The sequence below is a fragment of the uncultured Thermosynechococcus sp. genome (assembly GCF_938074695.1).
Lineage (GTDB): Bacteria > Cyanobacteriota > Cyanobacteriia > Thermosynechococcales > Thermosynechococcaceae > Thermosynechococcus.
The window spans coordinates 45386-67294 of sequence record NZ_CALJEM010000038.1 but is presented as its reverse complement, the minus strand read 5'-3'; the positions used below and the strand labels follow the sequence as shown (position 1 = coordinate 67294).

General features: G+C 53.1%; 21 protein-coding genes and 2 pseudogenes. 9 read left to right on the top strand and 14 right to left on the bottom strand.

The features are described from left to right. The 5 genes and pseudogenes from Q0683_RS06480 to Q0683_RS06460 form a co-directional block, all read right to left on the bottom strand. Positions 1-228, bottom strand: a pseudogene (locus Q0683_RS06480) (Uma2 family endonuclease); the annotation flags it as partial. A gap of 356 nt (positions 229-584) precedes the next feature. After that, complete coding sequence (pstB, locus tag Q0683_RS06475; protein ID WP_298976877.1) at positions 585-1388, bottom strand: phosphate ABC transporter ATP-binding protein PstB; 804 nt, start codon at positions 1386-1388, stop codon at positions 585-587. 27 nt (positions 1389-1415) lie between these two features. After that, positions 1416-2363 (bottom strand): phosphate ABC transporter permease PstA, encoded by a 948-nt coding sequence (pstA, locus tag Q0683_RS06470; RefSeq protein WP_298976875.1) that lies wholly within the window; start codon positions 2361-2363, stop codon positions 1416-1418. Beyond that, complete coding sequence (gene pstC, locus Q0683_RS06465; protein ID WP_298976873.1) at positions 2363-3376, bottom strand: phosphate ABC transporter permease subunit PstC; 1014 nt, start codon at positions 3374-3376, stop codon at positions 2363-2365. Before pstC ends, pstA begins: the two co-directional genes overlap by 1 nt. A 99-nt stretch (positions 3377-3475) precedes the next feature. Further along, positions 3476-4486: a PstS family phosphate ABC transporter substrate-binding protein gene (locus Q0683_RS06460; RefSeq protein WP_298976871.1), complete on the bottom strand. Its 1011-nt coding sequence runs from the start codon at positions 4484-4486 to the stop codon at positions 3476-3478. 266 nt (positions 4487-4752) lie between these two features. On the opposite strand from Q0683_RS06460, the gene Q0683_RS06455 reads away from it, so the two are divergent. After that, a complete protein-coding gene (locus Q0683_RS06455; RefSeq protein ID WP_298976869.1) occupies positions 4753-5640 on the top strand; it encodes an alpha/beta fold hydrolase in 888 nt (295 codons plus the stop codon). Here the strand turns inward: Q0683_RS06455 and Q0683_RS06450 are convergent. The 3 genes from Q0683_RS06450 to Q0683_RS06440 are packed head-to-tail and all read right to left on the bottom strand — an operon-like array spanning position 5637 to position 7563. Then, entirely contained in the window at positions 5637-6428 is a 792-nt protein-coding gene (locus Q0683_RS06450) for a YdcF family protein (protein ID WP_298976867.1), read from the bottom strand. The two genes, Q0683_RS06455 and Q0683_RS06450, sit on opposite strands and share 4 nt — an antisense overlap. Before the next feature lie 4 nt (positions 6429-6432). Then, entirely contained in the window at positions 6433-7164 is a 732-nt protein-coding gene (locus Q0683_RS06445; RefSeq protein ID WP_298615734.1) for a photosystem II S4 domain protein, read from the bottom strand. Next, positions 7165-7563 carry a hypothetical protein gene (locus Q0683_RS06440; protein ID WP_298615736.1) on the bottom strand — a complete coding sequence of 133 codons (399 nt, stop codon included), beginning with the start codon at positions 7561-7563 and terminating at the stop codon, positions 7165-7167. 65 nt (positions 7564-7628) lie between these two features. Between Q0683_RS06440 and rpmI the strand changes: the two genes are divergently transcribed. Genes rpmI through lgt form a run of 3 tightly spaced genes read left to right on the top strand, consistent with a single transcriptional unit; the run spans position 7629 to position 9055 of the window. After that, a complete protein-coding gene (rpmI, locus tag Q0683_RS06435; protein WP_298615738.1) occupies positions 7629-7826 on the top strand; it encodes a 50S ribosomal protein L35 in 198 nt (65 codons plus the stop codon). A gap of 57 nt (positions 7827-7883) precedes the next feature. Then, positions 7884-8234, top strand: coding sequence for a 50S ribosomal protein L20 (gene rplT / locus Q0683_RS06430; protein ID WP_298615740.1), 351 nt, complete (start codon positions 7884-7886; stop codon positions 8232-8234). Positions 8235-8248: 14 nt separating this feature from the next. After that, positions 8249-9055, top strand: coding sequence for a prolipoprotein diacylglyceryl transferase (gene lgt / locus Q0683_RS06425; protein ID WP_298615742.1), 807 nt, complete (start codon positions 8249-8251; stop codon positions 9053-9055). Here lgt and Q0683_RS06420 read toward each other — a convergent pair. From Q0683_RS06420 to Q0683_RS11040, 3 genes and pseudogenes are all read right to left on the bottom strand, one after another. Then, a complete protein-coding gene (locus Q0683_RS06420; protein WP_298615744.1) occupies positions 9052-9642 on the bottom strand; it encodes a chromophore lyase CpcT/CpeT in 591 nt (196 codons plus the stop codon). The genes lgt and Q0683_RS06420 overlap by 4 nt on opposite strands. Positions 9643-9705: 63 nt before the next feature. Beyond that, positions 9706-11226, bottom strand: a complete 1521-nt coding sequence (cobA, locus tag Q0683_RS06415; protein ID WP_298615746.1) for a uroporphyrinogen-III C-methyltransferase — start codon at positions 11224-11226, stop codon at positions 9706-9708. Between the two features lie 3 nt (positions 11227-11229). Continuing rightward, positions 11230-11607 (bottom strand): annotated as a pseudogene (locus Q0683_RS11040) (M23 family metallopeptidase); the annotation flags it as partial. Positions 11608-13178: 1571 nt separating this feature from the next. On the opposite strand from Q0683_RS11040, the gene Q0683_RS06405 reads away from it, so the two are divergent. After that, positions 13179-13649 (top strand): hypothetical protein, encoded by a 471-nt coding sequence (locus tag Q0683_RS06405; RefSeq protein ID WP_298615750.1) that lies wholly within the window; start codon positions 13179-13181, stop codon positions 13647-13649. On the opposite strand, the gene ribD is transcribed toward Q0683_RS06405, so the two are convergent. Both ribD and Q0683_RS06395 read right to left on the bottom strand, forming a co-directional pair. After that, positions 13621-14760 (bottom strand): bifunctional diaminohydroxyphosphoribosylaminopyrimidine deaminase/5-amino-6-(5-phosphoribosylamino)uracil reductase RibD, encoded by a 1140-nt coding sequence (gene ribD, locus Q0683_RS06400; RefSeq protein WP_298615752.1) that lies wholly within the window; start codon positions 14758-14760, stop codon positions 13621-13623. The genes Q0683_RS06405 and ribD overlap by 29 nt on opposite strands. A 9-nt stretch (positions 14761-14769) precedes the next feature. Then, positions 14770-15084: a DUF6679 family protein gene (locus Q0683_RS06395; protein ID WP_298615754.1), complete on the bottom strand. Its 315-nt coding sequence runs from the start codon at positions 15082-15084 to the stop codon at positions 14770-14772. Between the two features lie 286 nt (positions 15085-15370). Here Q0683_RS06395 and dnaK point away from each other — a divergent pair, with 286 nt between their 5' ends. Genes dnaK through Q0683_RS06375 form a run of 4 tightly spaced genes read left to right on the top strand, consistent with a single transcriptional unit; the run spans position 15371 to position 20079 of the window. Further along, entirely contained in the window at positions 15371-17395 is a 2025-nt protein-coding gene (dnaK, locus tag Q0683_RS06390; RefSeq protein WP_298615757.1) for a molecular chaperone DnaK, read from the top strand. Between the two features lie 49 nt (positions 17396-17444). Next, the gene (locus Q0683_RS06385) at positions 17445-18425 is read left to right on the top strand and encodes a J domain-containing protein (RefSeq protein WP_298615759.1); all 981 of its coding nucleotides are present in this window, start codon (positions 17445-17447) and stop codon (positions 18423-18425) included. Between the two features lie 9 nt (positions 18426-18434). After that, positions 18435-19520, top strand: coding sequence for an acyl-CoA dehydrogenase family protein (locus Q0683_RS06380; RefSeq protein ID WP_298976860.1), 1086 nt, complete (start codon positions 18435-18437; stop codon positions 19518-19520). After that, the gene (locus Q0683_RS06375) at positions 19510-20079 is read left to right on the top strand and encodes a DNA-3-methyladenine glycosylase (protein WP_298615851.1); all 570 of its coding nucleotides are present in this window, start codon (positions 19510-19512) and stop codon (positions 20077-20079) included. The genes Q0683_RS06380 and Q0683_RS06375 overlap by 11 nt, the downstream gene beginning before the upstream one ends. On the opposite strand, the gene Q0683_RS06370 is transcribed toward Q0683_RS06375, so the two are convergent. Continuing rightward, on the bottom strand, positions 20070-21761 hold the full coding sequence (locus Q0683_RS06370; protein ID WP_298615763.1) for a SulP family inorganic anion transporter: 1692 nt from the start codon (positions 21759-21761) through the stop codon (positions 20070-20072). The two genes, Q0683_RS06375 and Q0683_RS06370, sit on opposite strands and share 10 nt — an antisense overlap. Between the last annotated feature and the right edge of the window lie 148 nt (positions 21762-21909).

Below are 21909 nucleotides of genomic sequence, written 5' to 3'. Positions count from 1 at the left end.
GACAAGAACACCCGGTGTCGCCACTGTGTAAAAAAACAGCCAACCTACCATTTCGGCATGGGGTTGACTGTGACTAACACGCACCGGGGAAGCCACGTAAACAATTCCCTCGATGAGTTCTGCTTTTTTTAACTGGGGCATGGCGGCATAGCGCCGCTCAAATTCGTCCCGCGTCAGGCGATCGCCATTTTCAAGGGGCGGCAGTTGCGCTGGGTGTTTAGTTGTCATGGCAGTCTGTAGGGGATTCACGTGCTGCCTTCATTTTAGTTGTTGTATTTTGCGCCTATAAGGGGTGGGTGGGCGGGAGCCAGTGTGGGTGCAGCATTGAGAATCAATAGTTGCACCTGTTCCACAGTGGGGTTCGGTACCGCTGCCAACTCAATACCAGAGAACTGCCATTGGCCTACTGCTCCTCCGCTTGAGGTGAAACCCACTCTTCCCTGACTGTGGACTCCAGCAATGCCAGCACAATTGTACTCCTAGAGCTAGAACGAATAATTGCTAACCCTAGGGTAGGAATCTATCCACAATGGCACGTTACCCCTTAGACTGCATTTTCAAGTGGACTTGAGGCACCAAGGCAATCAACCAAAACGGCCACTGACGTAATCCGCTGTTTTCTGCTCTACTGGCTTGGTGAAGATAGACATCGTATCGTTGTACTCTACCAACTCCCCAAGATACATAAATGCAGTGAATTGGGACACCCGAATCGCCTGTTGCAGGTTGTGGGTAACAATCAGGATCGTCACCTGTTCCTTAAGTTCTACAATTAAGTTTTCAATGCTAACAGTGGCAATGGGATCTAGTGCCGAGGTTGGCTCATCGAATAGGATAATTTCTGGGTCGGTGGCAAGGGCGCGGGCAATACACAGGCGCTGCTGCTGCCCTCCTGAGAGTGAAGTTCCTGGTTCTTTTAACCGATCTTTGACTTCATCCCAGAGAGCGGCATTGCGCAGCGATCGCTCCACCACCTCATCCAGAAGTGCTCTATCCTTGATACCCCGTACCCGAAGGCCATAGGCAATGTTTTCATAAATTGACTTGGGAAAGGGATTGGGTTTTTGGAAAACCATGCCAATTTGCATGCGCACTTCAATTGGATCCATTTCCAACAGGTTGCGCGGCTGATCTACCCCCAGCAAAATTTGCCCCTCATAGCGGTTTCCCGGATAGAGGTCGTGCATACGATTAAAACAGCGAAGTAGGGTGGTTTTACCGCAACCCGAAGGACCAATCAGAGCCGTGACTTTTTTTTCATAAATCGGCATGTTGATGTTCTTAAGGGCTTGGGTGCGACCATAATAAAAGTTTAAGTCCCGCACCTCAGCTAGTTTTCTGAGCGGCTCCTGTTGAGTAACCACGGCTTCCTCTGTAGGCTTAACCATTTTGAATACGTCCCAAAATGCAACTTCCTAGAACTTGATACTCTTCCTAAAACGATAGCGCAAATAGATGGCAGTTGAGTTCACCAATAGTGTCAGTACCAAGAGTACAACACCGGCTGCCGCAGAATTGATCTGAAAAGCTTCCTGAGGGCGTGAAACCCAGTTAAACATTTGAATGGGCAGCACAGTGAAAGGAGACCATAGCCAATTGAAAGAAATGTAGGGAAATTCTCCCTTAATAGGTGCCTCGGGCAAGAAGGTAATAAACGTTAAGGCACCAATTGTAATCAGGGGAGCAGTTTCACCAATGGCACGGGAAATCCCTACAATAATGCCGGTGAGTATCCCCCCCATTGAGTAGGGTAAGACGTGATCGAAAATAGTCTGCCACCGACTGGCTCCCACTGAATAGGCACCCTCGCGAATACCCACAGGAATAGCGCGCAAAGACTCACGGGTAGTGACAATTACCACCGGCAAAATCAGCAACGCCAGCGTACAGCCAGCAGTGAGAATACTCTCGCCCCACTTGAGAATATAAACAAAGAAACCCAGTGCTAAAAGACCGTAGATAATTGAAGGCACTCCTGCTAAGTTGGTAATGTTGATCTCAATAAAATCCAAAAGCCAGTTTTTAGGGGCGTATTCCTCTAGGTAAATCCCAGCTCCAATGCCAAGAGGAACAGCCACCACAATGGTTACCAAAATAACCAATAGACTCCCCACCCATGCTGTGAGAATGCCTGCTTCCTCTGGATCACTACTGGGAGGAGACAATAGAAATTTTAAGTTCAGCAGTGGCCAACCGCGAATCAGCAGATCAGCAACCAAGACCACTAGCGTTAAAAGGGCAACCAATAGGGAAAACCAACCAAGCAAAATAAAAAACTGTTCCCAGCGTTTTCGCTGCTGAATTGACTCAGCAATAGCAATTGGATTGTGAAGAACAGCGATTAGCTTTGGGTTGCGTACCATCAGTAGACCTCACGATAACGCCGACTGAGGAAGTATCCGAGCACGTTCATAAACAGGGTGGCAAAGAAGAGCATGATCCCTGCAGCAAAAATAGACTGGTACTCAAAAGAGCCGTGGGGTAAATCCCCCAAGCTGACAGAGACGATAAAAGCCGTTGTTGTTGCCGCCGCCTCAAAGGGATTAAAAGTAAACTTTGGCTGCAAACCAGCGGCAACCGCCACAATCATTGTCTCCCCCACTGCTCGGGAAAACCCCAGAATGTAAGCAGCAGCAATGCCAGAAATAGCGGCGGGAATAAGAACATTGAGTGCGGTTTGAATGCGAGTAGCTCCCATGGCATAGGAGCCTTCCCGCAACTCCAGTGGCACTGCTTGAAGGGCGTCTTCCACCAGGCTGCAGACATAGGGAAGAACCATAAGGCCTACTGCAATCCCTGCCCCCAGCATGTTGAATCCGGGGAGCTGAAAGTAATCCCACTCATTCCTGCCTGGCAGGAGAAACTTTTGTACTCCCAAAATGATTTTCTGCAACACTGGAGTAATGACCAGAAGAGCAAAATAGCCATAGACAACCGTAGGCACGCCCGCCAAGATTTCCAAGATAGGCTTTAGAATCTCTCGCACCTTTGCTGGTGCAAACTCACTGAGGTAGATAGCGGCAATTGTCCCCAAAGGAACAGCAACACAAAGACCAACAAAGCAGGTTGTTAGTGTTCCAGCCAGCAGAGGTAAGATACCGATTCCCAGTGGTTCAATCAATGGTGACCAGTCGGTGCCCGTGAAAAACTCTACCAGTGCCTCCCAGAGGGACACCCGATCCACCTCCATGACCTTCTCAAAGAATATTACTGTCTCCGAGAAGAGAATATAGACAATGACAAGCGTGGTCAAAACGGAGGAGATGGCTGCCAGAAATAAAACGCCGGCAATGACTCGTTCACGCCAGATTCGTACTGTGCGTGAAGGCAGGGTAAGGGGAAGATTTGTCTTGACGGAAAAAGAATCTTGTGCCATACAGGCTGTTCCAAACTAACTCTTTTGGATAACTAGAAAACAGGGTGCTCGCCGCTACTTGACCGAACACCCTGTTCGGCATAGCGAAACCTTGCGCTCTTACTGAATACTGCGCTTCAGTAAGTCATCCAGCTTCAGACCAATGGCTTCTTTGCCACCAAAGGCAGTACCCACTTGGTTTTTGTTAAACCTGGCCAAGATTGCTTTGTAGGCACTGCTGGGCAGGGGCACATATTTCGATTTTTTAACGATTGCCGGGCCATTGCTGAGGTAGTAGCTAACAAATTGCCGTACTTCTGGCCGCTTCGCAGAGTTGGCGTTGACATAGATAAAGATTGGGCGCGACAGCGGTTGGTAGGTCCCATCAAGCACAGTTTTCTCCGAGGGCATAACGGGGCCTCGGCCGTTATCAATCGCCACTGCTTTAAGTTTGTTTTTGTTCTCTGCGTAGTAGGCATAGCCAAAGTAGCCAAGCGCACCGCGCTCACGGCTAACCCCCTGTACTAGGACGTTGTCATCCTCACTGGCGGTGTAGTCTTTACGGCTGGCTTTGGCCTTACCGACAATGGCCTCTGTAAAGTAGTCAAATGTACCGGAGTCTGCACCTGCGCCAAAAAGTTTTAAGGGTAAGTTGGGAAATTCACTCCGAATTTGGTTCCAGTTATTGATCTTGGAATCAGGCTCCCATACTTTCTTTAGCTCGGCAACAGTGAGGGATTTGGTCCAAGTATTCTGGGGGTTGACCACCACGGTCAGGGCGTCATAGGCAACAGGCAACTCGATGTACTGAATGTTGTTTTTCTTACACTCTTCCATTTCCTTGGCCAGAATCGGGCGGGAGGCGTTGGAAATGTCGGTTTCACCGCGGCAGAACTTCTTAAAGCCACCGCCTGTCCCTGAAATCCCGACAGTGACGCGAATTTTACCTCCCTGTTGCTTTTGAAATTGTTCGGCGGCCACTTCAGTTACAGGATAAACGGTGCTGGAGCCATCAATCCGAACAACCGGTGCACTTTGTTGAGAAAAAGCAGCAGGAATTACAGTGCTGGAGATGGCTGCAATGGCAGCGATCACTCCTAGTCGGGTAACGTTCTTGGCTGAAGTAGACATAGTCATGTTTCCTAGCGGAGTAAACAACGTTTTGCAAATGCTATGGACATCAACGGTGGGACGGTTGCAAGGGAAAAGAGTAAGGGCAAACCGACAGAACCACCCTCCACCTACAATAAACAAGCTTTCAGAGAACTGAGGTTAAGAGAAGGCAAAGATTTGGTTAAAGACGCTACTAAAAGTCAGAAATCAGAGATATTTCAAGAGTGACTCTCCCATGAGCAGTGTACCCTTGAAGACCACCTGAGCGATGAGGAGTAACAGTAATGCAGCAATTGCTGGCGAAAACCTATGAGTGGCAGGGACTGACCTGTCATTATTGGCTTGCCGGTGCAGGTGGAGAAACCCCGCTTCTGTTCATTCATCCTGTGGGCGTTGGTTTGTCGGGTTTGTTTTGGGATCGCTGTGTTGGCCATTGGCAGACCTTGGCGCAAAATTGCTCATTCTATATCCCAGACTTGCTGGGATGTGGCCGGAGCAGCTTGCCCCATTTAGCTTATTATCCCGAAGATTGGGCAGCACAGTTACGGTTTTTCATCGAATCTGAAATAGCTCAGGGGGTGGTACTGGTGGTTCAAGGGGCTGTGTTGCCGGTGGCTTTGGAATTAGTGCGCCTTGCTCCCCAAAGGGTAAGGGCGTTAATTCTCAGTGGCCCGCCCACGGGAAGCTTGATTTCGCAGAATACCCGTGTCCTTTGGCAACGGCTGCGTTGGCGTCTTTTTGATTCGCCCCTAGGATGGGCATTCTATCAATACGCGCGCCAAGAGAGGTTTCTGCGGCGATTTTCTGTCAAGCAACTCTTTGCCAAACCGCAAGCAGTGGATCGGCAGTGGTTGGAAATGCTCACTCAAGGCGCTGCCAACTTAAACACTCGCCATGCTGTGTATTCCTTCCTTGCAGGTTTTTGGCGACGGGATTACCGCCCTATCCTCCAAACCATTGCTCAGCCGGTGCTGGTGGTAATGGGCGATCAAGCCTCTAGTATCAGTCGCCAAGGAACGGCTGAGTCTCCCCAAGAGCGGCTGGCCTTTTACACGGAACTCTTGCCCAATGCAGTGGGGGTGATTATTCCAGGGCGCAATGTCCTCCCCTACGAATCTACGGCTGAGTTTGTTGATGTCTGTCAGCAATTTTTAATAGCACACAGTCTCTAAAGCCAACCCCGCAACCTGTAGATGAGGAGTCCTTGATATTCCCGCAGGACATCCGTTGTAAGTTGGATATTAGATGCAGTGGGAATGAGGCTTAAAAGTACATTTTGCCAAGTGAAAGAATGGGCAACGGAGGGCCAGCGATAGTCGGTGGGCACAGGAATGACCTTTAGTCCCAGGTGTCGAAAAATGGCGGCAGCCCGCGGCATATGGTAGGCCGAAGTTACTAGGAGTAGGTCTCCTTGAATCTGATGGGCTGCAATCAGTGCTTTGACGTTGCGCGCGTTTTCATAGGTATTCAAGGAGGTTGTGTCTAACAAAATGTTCTCCTTGGGAATGCCACAGGTTTGGGCAATCTCCGCCATATCTGCTGCTTCTGAGCGCTGGGATATTTCCCCTAGCCAAGGAATGCGACCGCCACTGAGGATTAGGTAGGGGGCATAGCCCTGCCGAAAGAGGTGGATGCCGTAGAGAAGGCGATCGCCCCCTTCTTTGATCTCTACCCAAGGACGGGGTTCCTGTTGCGGTACAATGCCGCCGCCTAACACAACAATCGCTGCTCCTTGAGGGATGGGCTGTGGCGGCAAGTATTGCTCTTCCAAAGAGCGCAGAAGTGCCACAGTGACGTAGTCATTGCCACTGAGAAGCAGTAAACTCAGGGCAATCGCAAGGGCGATCGCCGCCTGTTTGGGGGCACGCCAGAAGCGCACAACGGCAAAAATCAATGCCCAACAGGCTAGGGACAATGGATACAGCAGTGGCGGCAGCAGTTTCGACAGCAGCAGATCCATGGCTTTAACGAATGCGCTCCATCTGGATACGGTAGCGTTCTTTTTTTGTGATTTGAATGTCTTGAATCCGCAATCGCCCCTTGCCACGAATGGCAATAAGATCATTCACTTTAAGAAGATGACGCGGTTGCTGCACAATTTGCCAATTGACCCGCACCAGTCCCTGGCTAATCCACTCGCTCATTTTACTGCGGGAGACACCAAAGCCAGCAGAGGCAACGGCATCCAAGCGCAGTGAGGCTTCTACCGTACTGAGGGATTTTACTTGAAGTGGAGCAACGGCCAGCTCTGACCAGGGGCAGGATTCAGCGGTGACGGGTACACTTCGCACTTGCTTTAGCCCTTGTTGTAAAGTAGGGACTTTCTCGGGGATGAGAATTACCTGTGCTCCTCGCTCCCCCAGGAGAATGACATCCCCATAGTCGCCTTCATCGAGGCCAGCGGTGGCGATCGCCTGCTCAAAATCGGTGTAGGTGGCGGGATCAAAAAGAAAGTTGCCTGTGATTCGCACCAAGGCAAGGGGAGGCCGCTGCTCCTCAAGATTGAGTTCACGGGGAGCGATCGCCAGCCGACTGCGTTCTGCTTGAGGGTAGCCCCCCCAGGCTAGAGCATGGACGTCTACCCGCTGCTCAAGGGTGCTTAGTGCCTGCACCAAGCGATCTGGGGACAAAAAGGGCGTATGCACCACTGACCAAGTTTTAATGGCTCTATCAAGGGCTGTCCCTAGATCAAACATTTAGGCCTCAAGAAATTCCGGCAGTTCCAGCCACTGGGCTAAGTAGGCTCTCACCTGTTGGCAAAATTGGGGGCGATCGCTAAATTTTGCGGTGCGGACTGTTTTGCGCTGGGCATCCAATGTCCAGCCATAGTCACTGCTAAGACGGATTTTTCCCTGCCAATCGGCAATTGAAAGTATGAGCTGGGGTGCGGGGCTATTGTCCACTCCCTTGACCCGAAAGACATAATTAAAGGTGTTTTGCTTGGCGGCAGCAACGGTGGAGGCTTGACCAAATCGCTCTGCCAAGCGCGATCGCACCTGCTCTACCAATGCCGCATCTCCCAAATCTTCCAAGGTGCGCATGGCCAAAGTTAGGGCAAAATAAAACTCTTCAACGGGAATGAACTCTAGTTCCATGCCGCTTGTCAAGACTCTCTTCAAAATAGTACACTAGTAAGCTGTGTCTAAAACAGGGCAAAGCTATGCCAAAGCTAAAAACACGTCGTGCTGCTGCCAAACGTTTTCGGACGACGGGCAGCGGTAAGTTTGTCCGCCGTAAGGCCAACAAAAATCACCTCCTCGAACACAAGTCCAGCGATCGCAAGAATCGCTTGTCTCACAAAGCTCTTGTCGATCCACGGGATTTTAAGCGAGTCTCCCTTATGCTGCCCTACGCATAGGGTGCTAATTTTGTAGATTTGGTAGAGTTGCAGTTGCTCATAAAGTGAAGGTGAACGATGGCAAGGGTTAAACGGGGTAACGTTGCCCGTAAACGGCGCAAAAAAATTCTCAAGCTGGCCAAAGGCTATCGAGCGGGGCACTCCAAGCTCTTCCGCACCGCCAATCAAGTAGTCATGAAAGCCCTGTGCAATGCCTATCGCGATCGGCGGCGGCGCAAACGGGACTTTCGGCGGCTCTGGATTGCACGGATTAACGCGGCTGCCCGTCAACACGGCATGAGCTACAGTCAACTGATGGGTGCCCTGAAGAAAGCCGAGATTCAACTGAATCGCAAAATGCTGGCTCAACTTGCCGTGCTGGATGCTGACGCCTTTGCCACGGTCGTTCAAACAGCGCGTGCCGTTTAGAAGCTGTTTTAGGCATGATTGCCACCTTCCAATCCCCTGGAGCCACCCTTGAGCTGGGGTTTATCACCCTGCGCTGGTATGGGCTACTGATTGCCCTTGCTGTCTTTGTTGGCATTTGGCTGAGTCAACGCCTGGCACGCCAGCGGCAGATCGATCCCGATCTGATTGCAGATCTTGCAATTTGGTTAGTGGTGGCGGCAATTCCCGCCGCTCGGCTCTATTACGTTGCCTTTCACTGGGACTTTTACCAAAAACACCTAGATCAAGTGGTTCAAATTTGGAAAGGAGGTATTGCTATTCACGGGGCCATCCTAGGCGGTCTGCTTGCCATGGCCATCTTCACCTATGTGCAGCGGCTTTCCTTTTGGCAGGTGGCGGATGTTGTTGCCCCTTCCTTAATTCTGGGACAGGCCATTGGTCGCTGGGGGAATTTCTTTAACTCTGAAGCCTTTGGCGCCCCCACCGATCTACCGTGGAAGCTCTACATTCCCGTGTCGCAGCGTCCCCCAGCCCTGATCAACGAAGCCTACTACCACCCCACGTTTCTCTATGAGTCCCTCTGGAACCTGGGCGTTTTTGTTCTCCTGCTGTGGCTTTTTCGGCACCCCCGCTATCAAAAGCCGGGAACGCTCCTCATGGTCTATGCCATCGCCTACAGTGTAGGTCGCTTTTGGATTGAGGGGCTGCGCATGGATAGTCTCATGTTAGGATCTCTGCGAGTTGCCCAAGTGGTTAGCTTAGTGGCGATCGCCCTCGGCAGTTGGGGACTCTTTCGCCTCTATTACCAAGGAAAGCCCCTGCCCGATTGGCAAACGGCTTAGGCAATAATTTCATCGGCAAAGCTCTGCCAGCGGACAAAGTAAAAGGGGCCAGCCACAGATCCCCAAACCTGTTCATCGGTCTCTGGATCCCGCCCGCGATCGTGGCTAATGAAGCGATCGCCATCAATTTCAAAGGTGCTATCGAGATAGGTTTCTCGTCCTTTGCGCACCACTTTGCAGGCTTTACCCGGCTCTACTTCACCCCGAAAGCTGTGACCCGTCCAGTAAGTGAGCATGTTACAGCCGCAAAGGGGTTCAAGATCATCAGCCGTCATGGCTTGAAGCCGCCGGCGATCGCGAGCCGCCCCAAAGAAGCGTTGTTCATCCTTGACGACGTAATTTTTAATCACAATGTGATCGGTGGCGGGCACCAGTTCTAAAACCCGTGTGCGGTAAGGAACCCCCAGAAGATAGTCATAGGCCTGTTCCACATACAGGGCAATACCCTCCAAAAGACCGGTGGGGAGGGGGCGCATACACACTCGAATATGGGCGTAAAAGGGGGGATTCTCAAAGGCTTGGGCTTGGTTACTAAAATCCGCCGCCATCCAACGGCCAAGGGTCACCACATCGGTTGCGTGCGTCATGACTCCACAGTTGCCTTAAAACAGTCCTTTTTTCAGACTAATGGATTTGGTGTACCCAAAGCCCTAAGTGATCTGTAATAAGGCTTGAACAAGTCCCTCAAGCGTATATTCTGTAGCTTCAACGTCCACCCGTCCCAAGAGTTGGCAGCAAGTTTGCGATGTTTGCGGCCCAATACTGACAATCTGAACGTTGCGCAGCAGCTCGGCTGCCTTGGCACCGACCAATTGGCAAAAATGTTGCACTGTCTTGGAACTGGTAAACGTCACCATATCCACTTGGCCGGCTTGCAGCGCTGCTAATACTTCAGGATCAGCCGCTTGGGGACAGCGGGAATCGTAGGCGGGCACCTCAACCACCGCAGCGCCAGCGGCTGTGAACCTCTCCACGAGGAGGGGGCGACCTCCCGTCTCCACACGGGGGAAAAGAAAACGTAAACCCGCAACGGGTTCTGGAAATTCCGCCACCAGGGCATCGGCAACAAATTCACTGGGGGTAAAGTCAGCCACTAGGCCATAACGACTGAGGGTTTGGGCGGTTTTTGCACCCACAACAGCAATTTTGAGGCCGGCAAGGGCGCGACTGTCCTTGCCGTGGTGTTGCAATCGCTCCATAAAAAAGGTGACAGCATTGTGGGAGGTGAGCACTAGCCAGTCAAAGGCATCCAGTTGCGCCAAGGCCTGATCAAGGGGTTGCCAAGAACTGGGAGGCACAATTTCCAGTGTGGGCATCTCTAAAACCCGTGCACCGGCAGCAGTGAGTTGTTGGGTAAACTCATTGGCTTGACCAGCCGCGCGGGTGACGAGAATGGTTTTGCCGTGGAGCCGAGACATGGATGGTGGGAAAGTCCTCAAAAATTCAGGGAAGGCCAGATCTAGACTAGCCACAGGGTAGCGCTTTTGGGCGATCGCACCAATCACCACGACAGCGGGTGCCATGTCTGGAAAGTGGGGCGTACTTAAATAACGCTCTAGCGTGCCCAACCAAAACTGTTGCTGCGGTTGCCCTGCCCATTGCAGAATCGCCAATCCTTCAGTGGGCGATCGCCCCTGCTTTAGCAATTGCTCGACAATAGAGCGCAGGGAACGGGTGGCCATCAAAAAAATCAGCGTCTCCATTTGAGCGATCGCAGACCAAGGCAGGGTTTCTGGCGCATGACCCGACAGAATCGCCACCGACTGACTCACATCCTTTGCCGTGACGCACAGACCCGCGAGTAAAGGCGCTGCCAGCGCCGAGGACACCCCCGGAATCACCACCGCCTCAAGGCCTGCTTTCAGCACAGCCTCCAGTTCCTGATGCAAGCGGCCAAACAGCCCTGGATCGCCACTTTTGAGGCGCACCACCCGCCGATACTGCCGGCCATAGCTCACTAAAAGCTGGTTAATTTCTGCTTGGGATAAGGCCTCAGCCCGTGCACGTTTTCCCACCGCCACCCGCAAGCATTCACAGGGTGTGAGTTCCAGCAGACTAGGGGAGATCAGAGCGTCGTAGAGAACGACCTCTGCCTGCTGGAGGCATATCCATGCTTCGAGGGTAAGATAGCGGGTGGAACCTAGCCCCGCACCCACAAAATAGACTGTCAACGATTAGCCTTGGGCACGTTGCAAGAAGAGCATTGGGTTCACTGCACCCCGCCCTGGAAGATGCACTTCAAAGTGGACGTGGGGACCTGTGCTGCGGCCAGTACTTCCCATTTCGGCAATCTGCTGACCCTGCTCAACGTACTGCCCTACCCGCACCAAATTGCGCTGGTTGTGAGCATAAAGGGTGAGCGCCCCATCGGCATGACGAATTTCCACAAGATTGCCATAGCCGCCGTCGTTCCATTGGGAGTAGGTGACAACCCCAGCAGCGGCAGCATAAATGGGAGTGCCTACGGGCGCAGCAATATCAATCCCTCGGTGCATCCGTCCCCAACGGGGGCCAAAGCCAGAGGTCAAAACCCCACGAGCCGGCCAGATAAAGTTCGTCGTCAGGCTAGGGAGGAAGCGATCGGAGTTAGGGAGGGGGGGCAGGTCGAGATTACTGGGTAAGGGTGGAGCCACAATTGAACGTGCCACCTGAACAGGTACAGGCGGAGTAATGGGCTGAACGACAGGAGGCGTTGGTGCAGTTACCGTTGTTGTTTGCAGGTGACTGACCACCACTGGCTGAGGCAGCGCAGAGCGGGCAGGAACTTGTTGGGCTGAAACGGGGGCAGGGGTGGTGCGACGCTGCTGCTCAGAGACACGACCAAAAGAAAGCGGCGTTACGGTTGCAGTTGATCCAGAGGGGGACACCACTTGGGAATTAACAAAAGCCACCCGCTGGGAGCGTTGAGTTGTGTCACCTTCAGCTAACTCGGTTCCCACTACCCCTGTGGTTTGCTCCAAAGACCCGCCCGTAGCTAAGGGGGGATGAATGGCTAAGGAGGCAACGACAGAGGGAGTAGCTCGAGTCACAAGATCTGCCAAGCTATCGGTACGAGCGCGACGATCCACCACTTTGAAGGCGGGTTCAGAAGGCTGGCTGAGACGCTCAAAGGAAGCAAAGGCAGAGAGAGTCGGTGCCGGGACGTCTAGGGTCAATGGTGCAAAACTCACCTCCGCCCGGCTTGTGCGCTGCCATGCCCCTTGGGTCACATCCAAGAGTAAGTTAGTTTTGTTACTGGATAGAAGATTTTCCAGCTCAGCAACTGGGTCTGGGGTTTCACTGCCGAATAGGGAGGGCAGTGTTAGGGCATTCGTGGGAATGTTTTTTGAACCAGCTTCACGACCGCTCGCAAGAGTGGTCAAGTCAAGGGCTTGTGTCGGCTGAATTAGAGCAAAAGTGCTCAGGAGAGGCAGACAGGAACAAAGGGAGCGCAGCGAACGACCAAGCAGGAGAGCAGATGCAAGGGGTGCATCTTGAGAGGCGTTGGGGATACGACTATCGTTGCTCAAGGTAATCCTCCTCGCACACGAAATTGACAGTGATTCGACAAAGCGGTGAACCGAGAACACACACCATGGGTAATTGTCCAAGGTAGCTAGAGGCCACTCGCCGCGTTTATGCCTAAAACTGTCCCAATCTGTGGTTTATGCAAAGGGTGTTTTGGCACCACGACGAAACTTCTAGGTGACTTTACCGAATCCACAGCCAAATGACAAGACACTTCACCTTTGCAGCCCCGCTATCTCTGGGGAGTAGATTATTTGCTACAAGACAAAACTCTGAATTTTCTACCCGCTAGTTAATAATCAAAAAACCCGAATTCATCACAATTTGGGCTTAATTGTCCTCAATGGAAGAAAAATCGTTGTTTCCAATAAATAAATAAGTAAAGTAAAGTTTTCAAATCAGTGTTTATAGTTTTTTTTAATAATGTTGGCTAGTTTACATGCCTTCCGCCAGCGCTCACCGGACTTAAATTGTCCCACAGTAAATGTGCCAAATTGCGTCAAAGTGTCACACACCAATCCTCCCTCTCAGAGACGATCAGCGCAAGCTTGCTTGGTAGAATAAACGAGTTTGTAACGATCTTTGGCGATCGCCATTCTGATGGAGCTTTGTCCCCATGACTTACCACAAGCTGTGGTTTCAACAAACAGCAAGCCACCTCAAAGTCTTGCGTCCTTTTCCCCCTTTTGAGGTTGTCCAAAAATTTATCCGTGAATATCTCCCCAACCTCATTAGCTACATGGATGGCCAAGGATTGGATCTCAGTGATCCACAGCACTGGTGGGAGAGTATTCACATTGACGGCATTTTGGAATTAGAAAATAGCGAGGGGGAAACCCTGCGGGTTGCGGCTGGAATTATTGAGCAGTGGCGCAATGCCGATGCCGCTCTCCGACTCATTACCACCCCCGCAATGGCCAAACTGCGGCGAGAGTCTCTCAATGTTAGCCAGCATTGGCTCTTTTATGTTTCTAGTCGCAAGCCCTATCCGGAGTCGCTGTGGATTGATTTGCTCTATGAGCAAGCGGATATGCCCCCCCCAGAAACGGGCTGCACCATCATTGAAGTGACGGCACCGGAGGCCTAGACGGGAGATAGCCCACCACGAGAACATCCTCGCCGACGGTTTGCCAACTCACGTTCTCTAGGCATAGAGCCTCATTCATTTGCGCTAAGCCTAGATCGGCGACTGGGGTGGGGGCATGGCAACCACCAATAATCTTTGGCGCAATAAACGCCCATACTTTTTGCACCATTCCTTCAGCGATCGCTGCTGCTGCCAAGGAACCGCCACACTCCCAGAGCACAGTGAGCATTCCCCATTGATAGAGCTGGGTCATCACCGTTGTCGGTGTTAACGGCTCCAACTGCAGTACCTCCACCCCCTGTGCCTGTAGTTGGGGAATTAAAGGATGGTGGAGCGAAGCGGAAGTGACCACCAGTGTCGGCGCCGTCGTTGTTTGCCACAAAGAGGCATTCGGCGGCAGATTCAGCGTGCGACTCATCACCACCCGCAGTGGATTACGCTCATGGCGCGAGGTCAACAGAGGATTATCCCGACGCACAGTATTGCCCCCCACAATGACGGCATCACATTCGGCGCGCAGTTGATGCACCATCGCTCGTGCTGCTTCGCCGCTCACCCAGAGACTGTGACCGGCACTAGAGGCAATTTTGCCATCCAAGGTCATGGCGTATTTGAGAATGCCAAAGGGACGCTGGTAGCGCACCCGATGCACAAAGGCCTCGTTCAGGCGCTGACATTCCGCTTCCCGTACGCCCACGGTAACTTCTATGCCCGCTGAGCGCAGGCGTTCTACCCCCGCCCCCGCCACTTGGGGATTGGGATCAATCATGCCCACCACCACCCTAGGGATGCCCGCCGCAATAATTGCTTCGGTACAGGGGGGCGTGCGGCCATAGTGGTTGCAGGGTTCAAGATTGACGTAGAGGGTGGCTTGACTGAGGAGAGGGCGATCGCTCTCGCTAACACTGCGCAGAGCAAAGACTTCTGCATGGGGTTCCCCCGCTTTGGGATGAAAACCCTCCCCAATGACCCGCCCCTCAGCCACAATCACACAACCCACGAGGGGATTGGGAGCTGTGCAGCCCTTAGCGCGGGCAGCTAACTCAAGGCAGCGCCCCATGTAGTGGGCATCAATCGCAGCTATTTCCTCCACAATGGGGGCTGAGCGCATGAGTAACTACTAACGCTCGTGTTCGGTTTCCGAAGAATGCTTCGGCAATTGCTCTGCCTCTGGGCACTCATCGGCAATGGGGAGTTCTGCACTGCCGCGGGGAACTGCCGCCAGCCGCCGCGAAATCGAGCCAATACTTTCGATGTTGACAATCTCCTCCCAAGCACACACTTCGTCGTCTTCCTCCGTTTCGTAGCGGATGGTTACAACGTTTCCTTCGATATCGACAATGCGTGCCCGGTCAATCAGGCGTTGTTGATCCCGCAAGTAAATCCAGACTTCTTGGCCGTCGGTATAGAGTTGATAAAGCTTGCGGTGTAACATAGAACAGTCTCCTTCTCGGAATTGGGCGTAGCAACAGTTATAAGCTGTGCTGCAACCTCTTGCCTGTCATCTTACCGCTAGAATTCACCTATGAGCAGCGGGAATTGTGAGGTGTGAGCACTGAGGTTGTGCATATCGTTGTCGCGATCGCGCAGCACAGAGAAAAGAGTGACTCTGACAGTCTGGGGCAGATCTCGTACAATCGAATAAGCGTAACAAAGGGTAAATAATCCGTTACTATAACGCTATTCATTCATTCTAACCAGTGCGGAGTCGTTCAAACGGCATGGGCAAAATTGTTGGCATTGATCTGGGGACAACCAATTCCGTCATTGCTGTGTTGGAAGGGGGAAAGCCCGTTGTGATTGCCAATGCAGAAGGCTCCCGCACCACCCCCTCTGTGGTGGCCTTTGGCAAAGATGGTGAGCGCTTAGTGGGTCAGTTGGCACGGCGGCAGGCGGTGCTTAACCCTCAAAACACCTTCTATGCGGTGAAGCGCTTTATTGGCCGCGAATATAGTGAACTTACGGCTGAGTCCAAGCGGGTACCCTATACCATCCGCCGCGATGAGTCAGGGAAAGTGCGCATTAAGTGTCCACGGCTACAACGGGAATTTGCCCCTGAGGAAATTTCCGCCATGGTCTTGCGCAAGCTGGTGGAGGATGCCAGCCGCTATCTTGGAGAACCCATCACCGATGCGGTGATTACTGTACCCGCCTACTTTAATGACTCCCAGCGGCAAGCGACACGTGATGCTGGGCGGATTGCAGGTCTAAATGTGCGCCGCATTATTAACGAACCGACGGCGGCGGCTCTGGCCTATGGTCTCGATCGCCAGAAGGAGCAGACAATTCTTGTCTTTGACTTGGGGGGTGGCACCTTTGATGTCTCGATTCTTGAGGTGGGCGATGGCGTATTTGAAGTGAAGGCCACCAGTGGCGATACCCAATTGGGGGGCAATGACTTCGATAAGTTAATTGTGGATTGGCTGGCAGAGGACTTCTTGGCTAAAGAAGGAATTGATCTGCGGCGCGATCGCCAGTCGCTGCAACGGCTCACCGATGCTGCCGAAAAAGCCAAAATTGAACTGTCTGGCCTACTGGAAACCCACATTGATCTGCCCTTTGTTACCGCCACAGCGGATGGGCCAAAACACATTGAAACCACCCTTAGCCGCCGCCAATTTGAAGACCTCAGCCAAGACCTGCTGCAACGGCTGCGCTACCCGGTCGAACAGGCACTGATGGACGCCCATTTAACCCCTAGTCAAATTGATGCCGTAGTGCTTGTGGGGGGAGCGACGCGGATGCCTATGGTGCAGAATCTAGTGCGGCAGATGATTGGCCGTGAACCCAACCAAAACGTCAACCCCGATGAGGTGGTGGCAATTGGGGCAGCAATTCAAGCGGGTATTCTGGCAGGGGAGATGAAGGACATTCTGCTGCTGGATGTAACTCCCCTCTCCTTAGGGGTGGAAACCGTTGGCGGTGTCACCAAGGTGTTGATTCCTCGCAATACCACTATTCCCGTGCGTCGCTCCGATATTTTCTCAACCTCAGAAAACAACCAAAGCCAAGTGGAAATCCACGTGGTTCAAGGGGAGCGGGAACTGGCAGAGCACAACAAGTCCTTGGGACGCTTTAAGCTCACGGGAATTCCCCCGGCGCCGCGCGGGGTACCGCAAATTCAAGTGTCCTTTGATTTGGATGCCAACGGTCTGCTCCAAGTGGTGGCTTTGGATCGCTTTAGTGGTCGGGAGCAAAGTGTGGTGATTCAGGGGGCATCAACCCTGAGCGAAGAGGAAATTCAGCAGATGCTTTTGGATGCCGAATCCAATGCCGCGGGCGATCGCCAGCGGCGGGCACGCATTGAAAAGCGCAACCGAGCGCAAGATTTAATTAACCGCGCCGAACGCCAACTGCGGGAAGCAGCCCAGGAATTTGGCTATCAATTTGCCGCCGATCAACGTCGTGGCATTGAGGCCTTGGTGCGGCAATTGCAGGAGGCCATTCGCAATGAGGACGATCGCCAGATTGACCTCACCTACGCTGCCCTTGAAGAGCGGCTCTACGACTTTGTCCGTCAACTGCGCCTAAGGGAAGAGGAAGCAGACGACAATGAGGATCTCTTTAAGCTCCCCAACCTCAGAGAAGCGGTAAATAAAGGTCTGAATACAGTGCGGGGTCGAGAGCGGCGGCGCGACGATTATGAAGATGAGTGGGATCAGCCCCCCCGCACACGGCGTTCCCGCAGCTACTCCCAGCGCAGTGATTCAGCCGCATGGGAGGATTGGGATGACGACGACTGGTAGAGCTTCTTTGCATTGTTTGCCGCAAATGGGAGTTTAGATAGGACTGTCAATGCGTAATTTTCGAGATTACTACCAGCTTTTGGGCGTGGATCGCAGTGCCAGCACGGAGGAGATTAAACGCGCCTATCGGCGGCTGGCGCGGCGGTATCATCCCGATATGAATCCGGGCGATCGCGCTGCCGAAGAGAAGTTCAAAGATATTAGTGAAGCCTACCAAGTGCTGAGTGATCCCGCTCGCCGTGAGCAGTACGATCGCTACGGTGAATATTGGTCACAACCCGGTTTTCGCAGTCGCTCTTCGCAGCGTACCACCGTGGCTCGCCGCAATGGCACCAGTCTTCGGGATGAACCCGATCTCAGCGAGGATAACTTTCAAGAGTTTTTGGATCAACTCTTGGGTCGGCGATCCTCCCGCACTTCTACGGTTTCAGCGGATCCCCCCCGTCGCCCGCCTACGATAGAGACAGACTACTTTCGCCCCGGCACCGTCAAAACCGCCTATACCGCTGTGAGTCGTCGCGATGCGGAAGCCACCCTCGAAATCCCCCTCGAAAAGGCCTACGCAGGGGGACGGGAGCGAATTCGCCTGGGGGATGGACGCTCTTTAGAGGTCACCCTACCGCCGGGAATGGTTACGGGTCAGCGCATTCGGCTACGCGGTCAAGGCACAGGCGGCGGCGATCTCTACCTCAAAATTCAGGTGACGCCCCATCCCCTCTTTCGCCTCGAGGATTACGACATTGTCTGTGAACTCCCCGTGACCCCCAGTGAGGCGGCCCTCGGCGGGCAAATTGAAGCCCCTACCCTCGATGGCTGGGTAAAAATGACGGTGCCCCCAGGGGTACGCACAGGTCAACGCTTGAGACTGGCGGGCAAAGGCTATCCTCGTCCCGATGGCGATCGCGGAGATCAACTGGTGGAAATTGTGATTACGCTGCCCCCCCAACTGAGCGAGGCAGAGCGGGAGCTGTATCGGCAGCTTCAAGCCATTGAATCCTACAATCCCCGTGCCCATTTGGCCTATTCCTGACCGTAGATTATGAATGCCGTGGCCTTTGCGGATTCAGCAGCGCAGTCCATTCTGACAGAGATTCAGACTTACCTCAACAACTGTGTTAGCCCCGTTGCCAACCGCATTGATCGGCAAAAGACCCTTTTATCCGAGAGTCTGCAAACTTTAGGCAACTTGGGCATTTTTCGCCTAGGTGTCCCTAAGGCACAGGGGGGATTGGGGTGCGATCGCCGTACCCTGTGGCATTTGAATATGCAACTGGCGCAAACCTCTGGAGCCCTTGCCTTTTTAGTAGCACAACATCAGTCCGCCCTAGGAATCATTCTTGAGCATCCCGAAGGGAACGTTGCTCAAACCTACTTGGCGGACTTGGTGAAGGGGCAGGTGTTGATTGGGGTTAGCTTTTCCCATTTACGCCATAACCCAGTGGATTTGCAAGCTCAACCCACCGGTAAGGGCTATCGCCTGCAGGGGAGGTTACCTTGGCTCAGTGGCTTTCAGCACATGGCAATGTTTGTCGCCGTCGCTCCCCTACCGGATCAGCGCATTCTCTTTGCCCTCATGCCCTTCCTCAATGCTCAGCAGGCCGGTGGGGGAATTTTACACCTCTCTTTACCCTTGCCCTTGGCAGCCGTACCCTCCACCCAAACGGTGCAAGCAGAAGTGGTCAACTGGTTAGTCCCTCTGGAAGAGGTGGTGGGCATCAGTGAGGCAGATTGGATAGCCCTTCGCGATCGCCAGCAATTGTTGCGGAGCAGTGCCGCCCCCATGGGTTGTGCCCAGGCTAGTTTACAACTCCTAGCCGAGCGTGCCGACGCCAAAAACCTCTATCACCACTTTCGCGATCGCTGGCACCGTCTCTACGACCAGATTCAAGGGGAACTAGAGAACCTCAATCCCCCCTACCATGCACAACTGCGCGCCGCAGCCATTCGCCTGGCTATTCAAACGTCTCAAGCTGCCCTAATTGCCACTGGCGGCAGTGCCCTAGTGCTCAGTCACACCGTTCAGCGTCTTTATCGGGAAGCCATGCTCTACGCCGTCTCTGGCCTGAATGCCCCCCTGCGTCATGCTTTGATGGAGGGATTGCTGCTTGAAGGACATTGGCATTGAGCAAGAGAACTGTCTGCCCCTTGAATGGCTAGCGCGCCCTGCCCCGGTGGTGGCTCAAGAATTATTGGGGTGTCTTCTTGTACGGCAACAGCCCAATGGTCAACTCTACCGAGGCCGCATTGTGGAAACTGAAGCCTACATGGCCGGTGACCCCGCCTGCCATGGCTACCGTCGCCAAACGCCTCGCAATGCCCCCATGTTTGCAGCACCGGGCACGATTTATGTCTATCAAATCTATGGCATTTACCACTGCTTGAATATTGCCAGCGATCGCCCCAATTTTGCCAGTGCCGTTCTCATTCGTGCCCTAGAGATGCTCAGCCCGCCCTTGCCGCCCCGCAGTGCCGCTGGCCCAGGGAAACTCTGCCAAGTCCTGGGGATTGATCGCCAGCTTTCCGGCTTAATGTTAGGGGAAGAAAGCGGTCTCTGGCTGGAAAAGCCGCCCCACCCCCTGACAGAGCCGGTGGTACAAACCACACGCATTGGTATTTCCCAAGGGCAAGAAATCCCTTGGCGGTGGTATGTGCAGGGCAACCCTGCCGTCTCCCGTTATTCGTAGCTGCCCGTTGTTGCTTCTTGTAACTCCGCCCCTTGGTGGAGAAACTGGATGGCTTTTTCAAGGGCTTGCCGGCGATCGCTCACCACGTGATCGGCGGGCAACCGATCCAAAATACGGAAGCGTTGGAGTCGCTGTTGCACCCTATTTGCTGAGCCATTCACAAGAAAAACGGCTAAATGGTGCTTTTGGGCTTCTTGGATCAAGGACTCAATAGCCAACGTCGCTGTTACTCCCAGCAGGGGCACACTGCTCACATCGAGGATCAGCACCTTGTAGTCTGACATGATGGCCTGCCGTTGAGAAATTGCCCAAGCGGCGCCAAAGCTCATAGGACCACCGAGGTGCAGCAGCAAGAGTTGCCCCTTGGCCTGCCGAAAGAGGTCTTTTTCCTCTGGAGTGAGCGGCGTTTGATCGTCAGCGTGCGTAATGGCCTTGACATCCTCCGATTGCAGATCTGCCAAGCGTTTGATGGTCAGCATATTGGCAATAAAGACGCCGACCCCCACCGCCACAATGAGATCTACAAACACGGTGAGCAGCATTACCCCATACATGATGAAGGCAGCTCGCAAAGAGAGCACATGGGCACGTTTGAGAAAATTCCAGTCAATGATGTCTATCCCCACCTTGATGAGAATCCCCGCCAGCACTGCCGTGGGAATTGGTTCCGTCAAAGGGGCAGCCCACAGCACCACCATCAGGAGAATAACCGCATGGATCATGCCGGATAAGCAGGTACGCCCCCCCGCTTGGATATTCACCACCGTACCCATCGTTGCCCCCGCACCGGGTAACCCGCCAAAGAGACCCGATAGTAAGTTCCCAATCCCTTGACCAATTAGTTCCTTATCCGAATCGTGTTGAGTGCGGGTAATACTATCGGCAATGACCGAAGTCAAGAGGGAATCAATACAGCCGAGCATTCCCAACATTGCCCCATCCACAATCATTGTTTTTAGAGCAGGCAGCGTAAAGGTGGGGGGCACAAACTCTGGCAGTCCCGTGGGAATCGTGCCAATGCGGGTCAAACCGGCATCCGCAAAAAACACCATTGATAGAATCGTGCCCAAAACCAAGGCTAGGAGTTGTGGCGGTACAATCCGCCGAATTTTCTGGGGAGTGAAGTAGATTAGACCGAGCGTGAATAGCCCCAAGGCAAGGGCAGCAAAGTTCACTGTTTGAATCCACTCCGGCAAGTTTTGCACTGCCCCCAGCACACCCCCCTTACTGCTGTGACCCAACAGCGGGCCAATTTGCAACAAGATCATGATCAGGCCAATTCCCGACATGAAGCCGGAAATTACGGTGTAGGGCATGAGGGTGATGTACTTGCCCAACCGCCACAGGCCAAACAGGATCTGAAAACAGCCCGCCAGCATCACCACTGTAAAGGCCATGTATAGCCCCTGCTCGGGATATTCACCGGTGAGGCGGGTGATCACTGCCGTCATCACAACCGTCATTGGCCCTGTGGGATTGGAAATGAGCGTTGGTGTGCCCCCAAAAAGGGCGGCAAAAAAGCCCAGAAAGACCACGCAGTACAGTCCCGCCGTTGCACCCGCACCAGAAGTGACCCCAAAGGCCAAAGCCATTGGCAAGGCAACAATGGCGGCAGTTAGCCCACCAAAAAGATCGCCGCGCCAGTACTTAAAGTGCACTCGGTTGATCAAGTTTGTTTGCATTTCTGCCTCTTTTAAGCACTCTAGAAGTTATTTCAAAATCTGGTCAATATTCAAGACAAGAGAGGGACAAGACAGAGGGCACATGCTCCCACATCCTATTGAGCAAGCATTGACTCAGAGCGGAGCAAGTCTTCTCAGCACCTACAGA

Excerpts from the sequence above, each read along its gene's own strand:
- Q0683_RS06370 (WP_298615763.1), bottom strand. The coding sequence starts at position 21,761 with ATGCAAACAAACTTGATCAACCGAGTGCACTTTAAGTACTGGCGCGGC.
- dnaK (WP_298615757.1), top strand. The coding sequence starts at position 15,371 with ATGGGCAAAATTGTTGGCATTGATCTGGGGACAACCAATTCCGTCATT.
- Q0683_RS06405 (WP_298615750.1), top strand. The coding sequence starts at position 13,179 with ATGACTTACCACAAGCTGTGGTTTCAACAAACAGCAAGCCACCTCAAA.
- Q0683_RS06385 (WP_298615759.1), top strand. The coding sequence starts at position 17,445 with ATGCGTAATTTTCGAGATTACTACCAGCTTTTGGGCGTGGATCGCAGT.
- pstC (WP_298976873.1), bottom strand. The coding sequence starts at position 3,376 with ATGGCACAAGATTCTTTTTCCGTCAAGACAAATCTTCCCCTTACCCTG.
- Q0683_RS06440 (WP_298615736.1), bottom strand. The coding sequence starts at position 7,563 with ATGGAACTAGAGTTCATTCCCGTTGAAGAGTTTTATTTTGCCCTAACT.
- Q0683_RS06395 (WP_298615754.1), bottom strand. The coding sequence starts at position 15,084 with ATGTTACACCGCAAGCTTTATCAACTCTATACCGACGGCCAAGAAGTC.
- pstA (WP_298976875.1), bottom strand. The coding sequence starts at position 2,363 with ATGGTACGCAACCCAAAGCTAATCGCTGTTCTTCACAATCCAATTGCT.
- Q0683_RS06455 (WP_298976869.1), top strand. The coding sequence starts at position 4,753 with ATGCAGCAATTGCTGGCGAAAACCTATGAGTGGCAGGGACTGACCTGT.
- rplT (WP_298615740.1), top strand. The coding sequence starts at position 7,884 with ATGGCAAGGGTTAAACGGGGTAACGTTGCCCGTAAACGGCGCAAAAAA.
- Q0683_RS06450 (WP_298976867.1), bottom strand. The coding sequence starts at position 6,428 with ATGGATCTGCTGCTGTCGAAACTGCTGCCGCCACTGCTGTATCCATTG.
- Q0683_RS06420 (WP_298615744.1), bottom strand. The coding sequence starts at position 9,642 with ATGACGCACGCAACCGATGTGGTGACCCTTGGCCGTTGGATGGCGGCG.
- rpmI (WP_298615738.1), top strand. The coding sequence starts at position 7,629 with ATGCCAAAGCTAAAAACACGTCGTGCTGCTGCCAAACGTTTTCGGACG.
- Q0683_RS06460 (WP_298976871.1), bottom strand. The coding sequence starts at position 4,486 with ATGTCTACTTCAGCCAAGAACGTTACCCGACTAGGAGTGATCGCTGCC.
- lgt (WP_298615742.1), top strand. The coding sequence starts at position 8,249 with ATGATTGCCACCTTCCAATCCCCTGGAGCCACCCTTGAGCTGGGGTTT.
- pstB (WP_298976877.1), bottom strand. The coding sequence starts at position 1,388 with ATGGTTAAGCCTACAGAGGAAGCCGTGGTTACTCAACAGGAGCCGCTC.
- Q0683_RS06445 (WP_298615734.1), bottom strand. The coding sequence starts at position 7,164 with ATGTTTGATCTAGGGACAGCCCTTGATAGAGCCATTAAAACTTGGTCA.
- Q0683_RS06380 (WP_298976860.1), top strand. The coding sequence starts at position 18,435 with ATGAATGCCGTGGCCTTTGCGGATTCAGCAGCGCAGTCCATTCTGACA.
- ribD (WP_298615752.1), bottom strand. The coding sequence starts at position 14,760 with ATGCGCTCAGCCCCCATTGTGGAGGAAATAGCTGCGATTGATGCCCAC.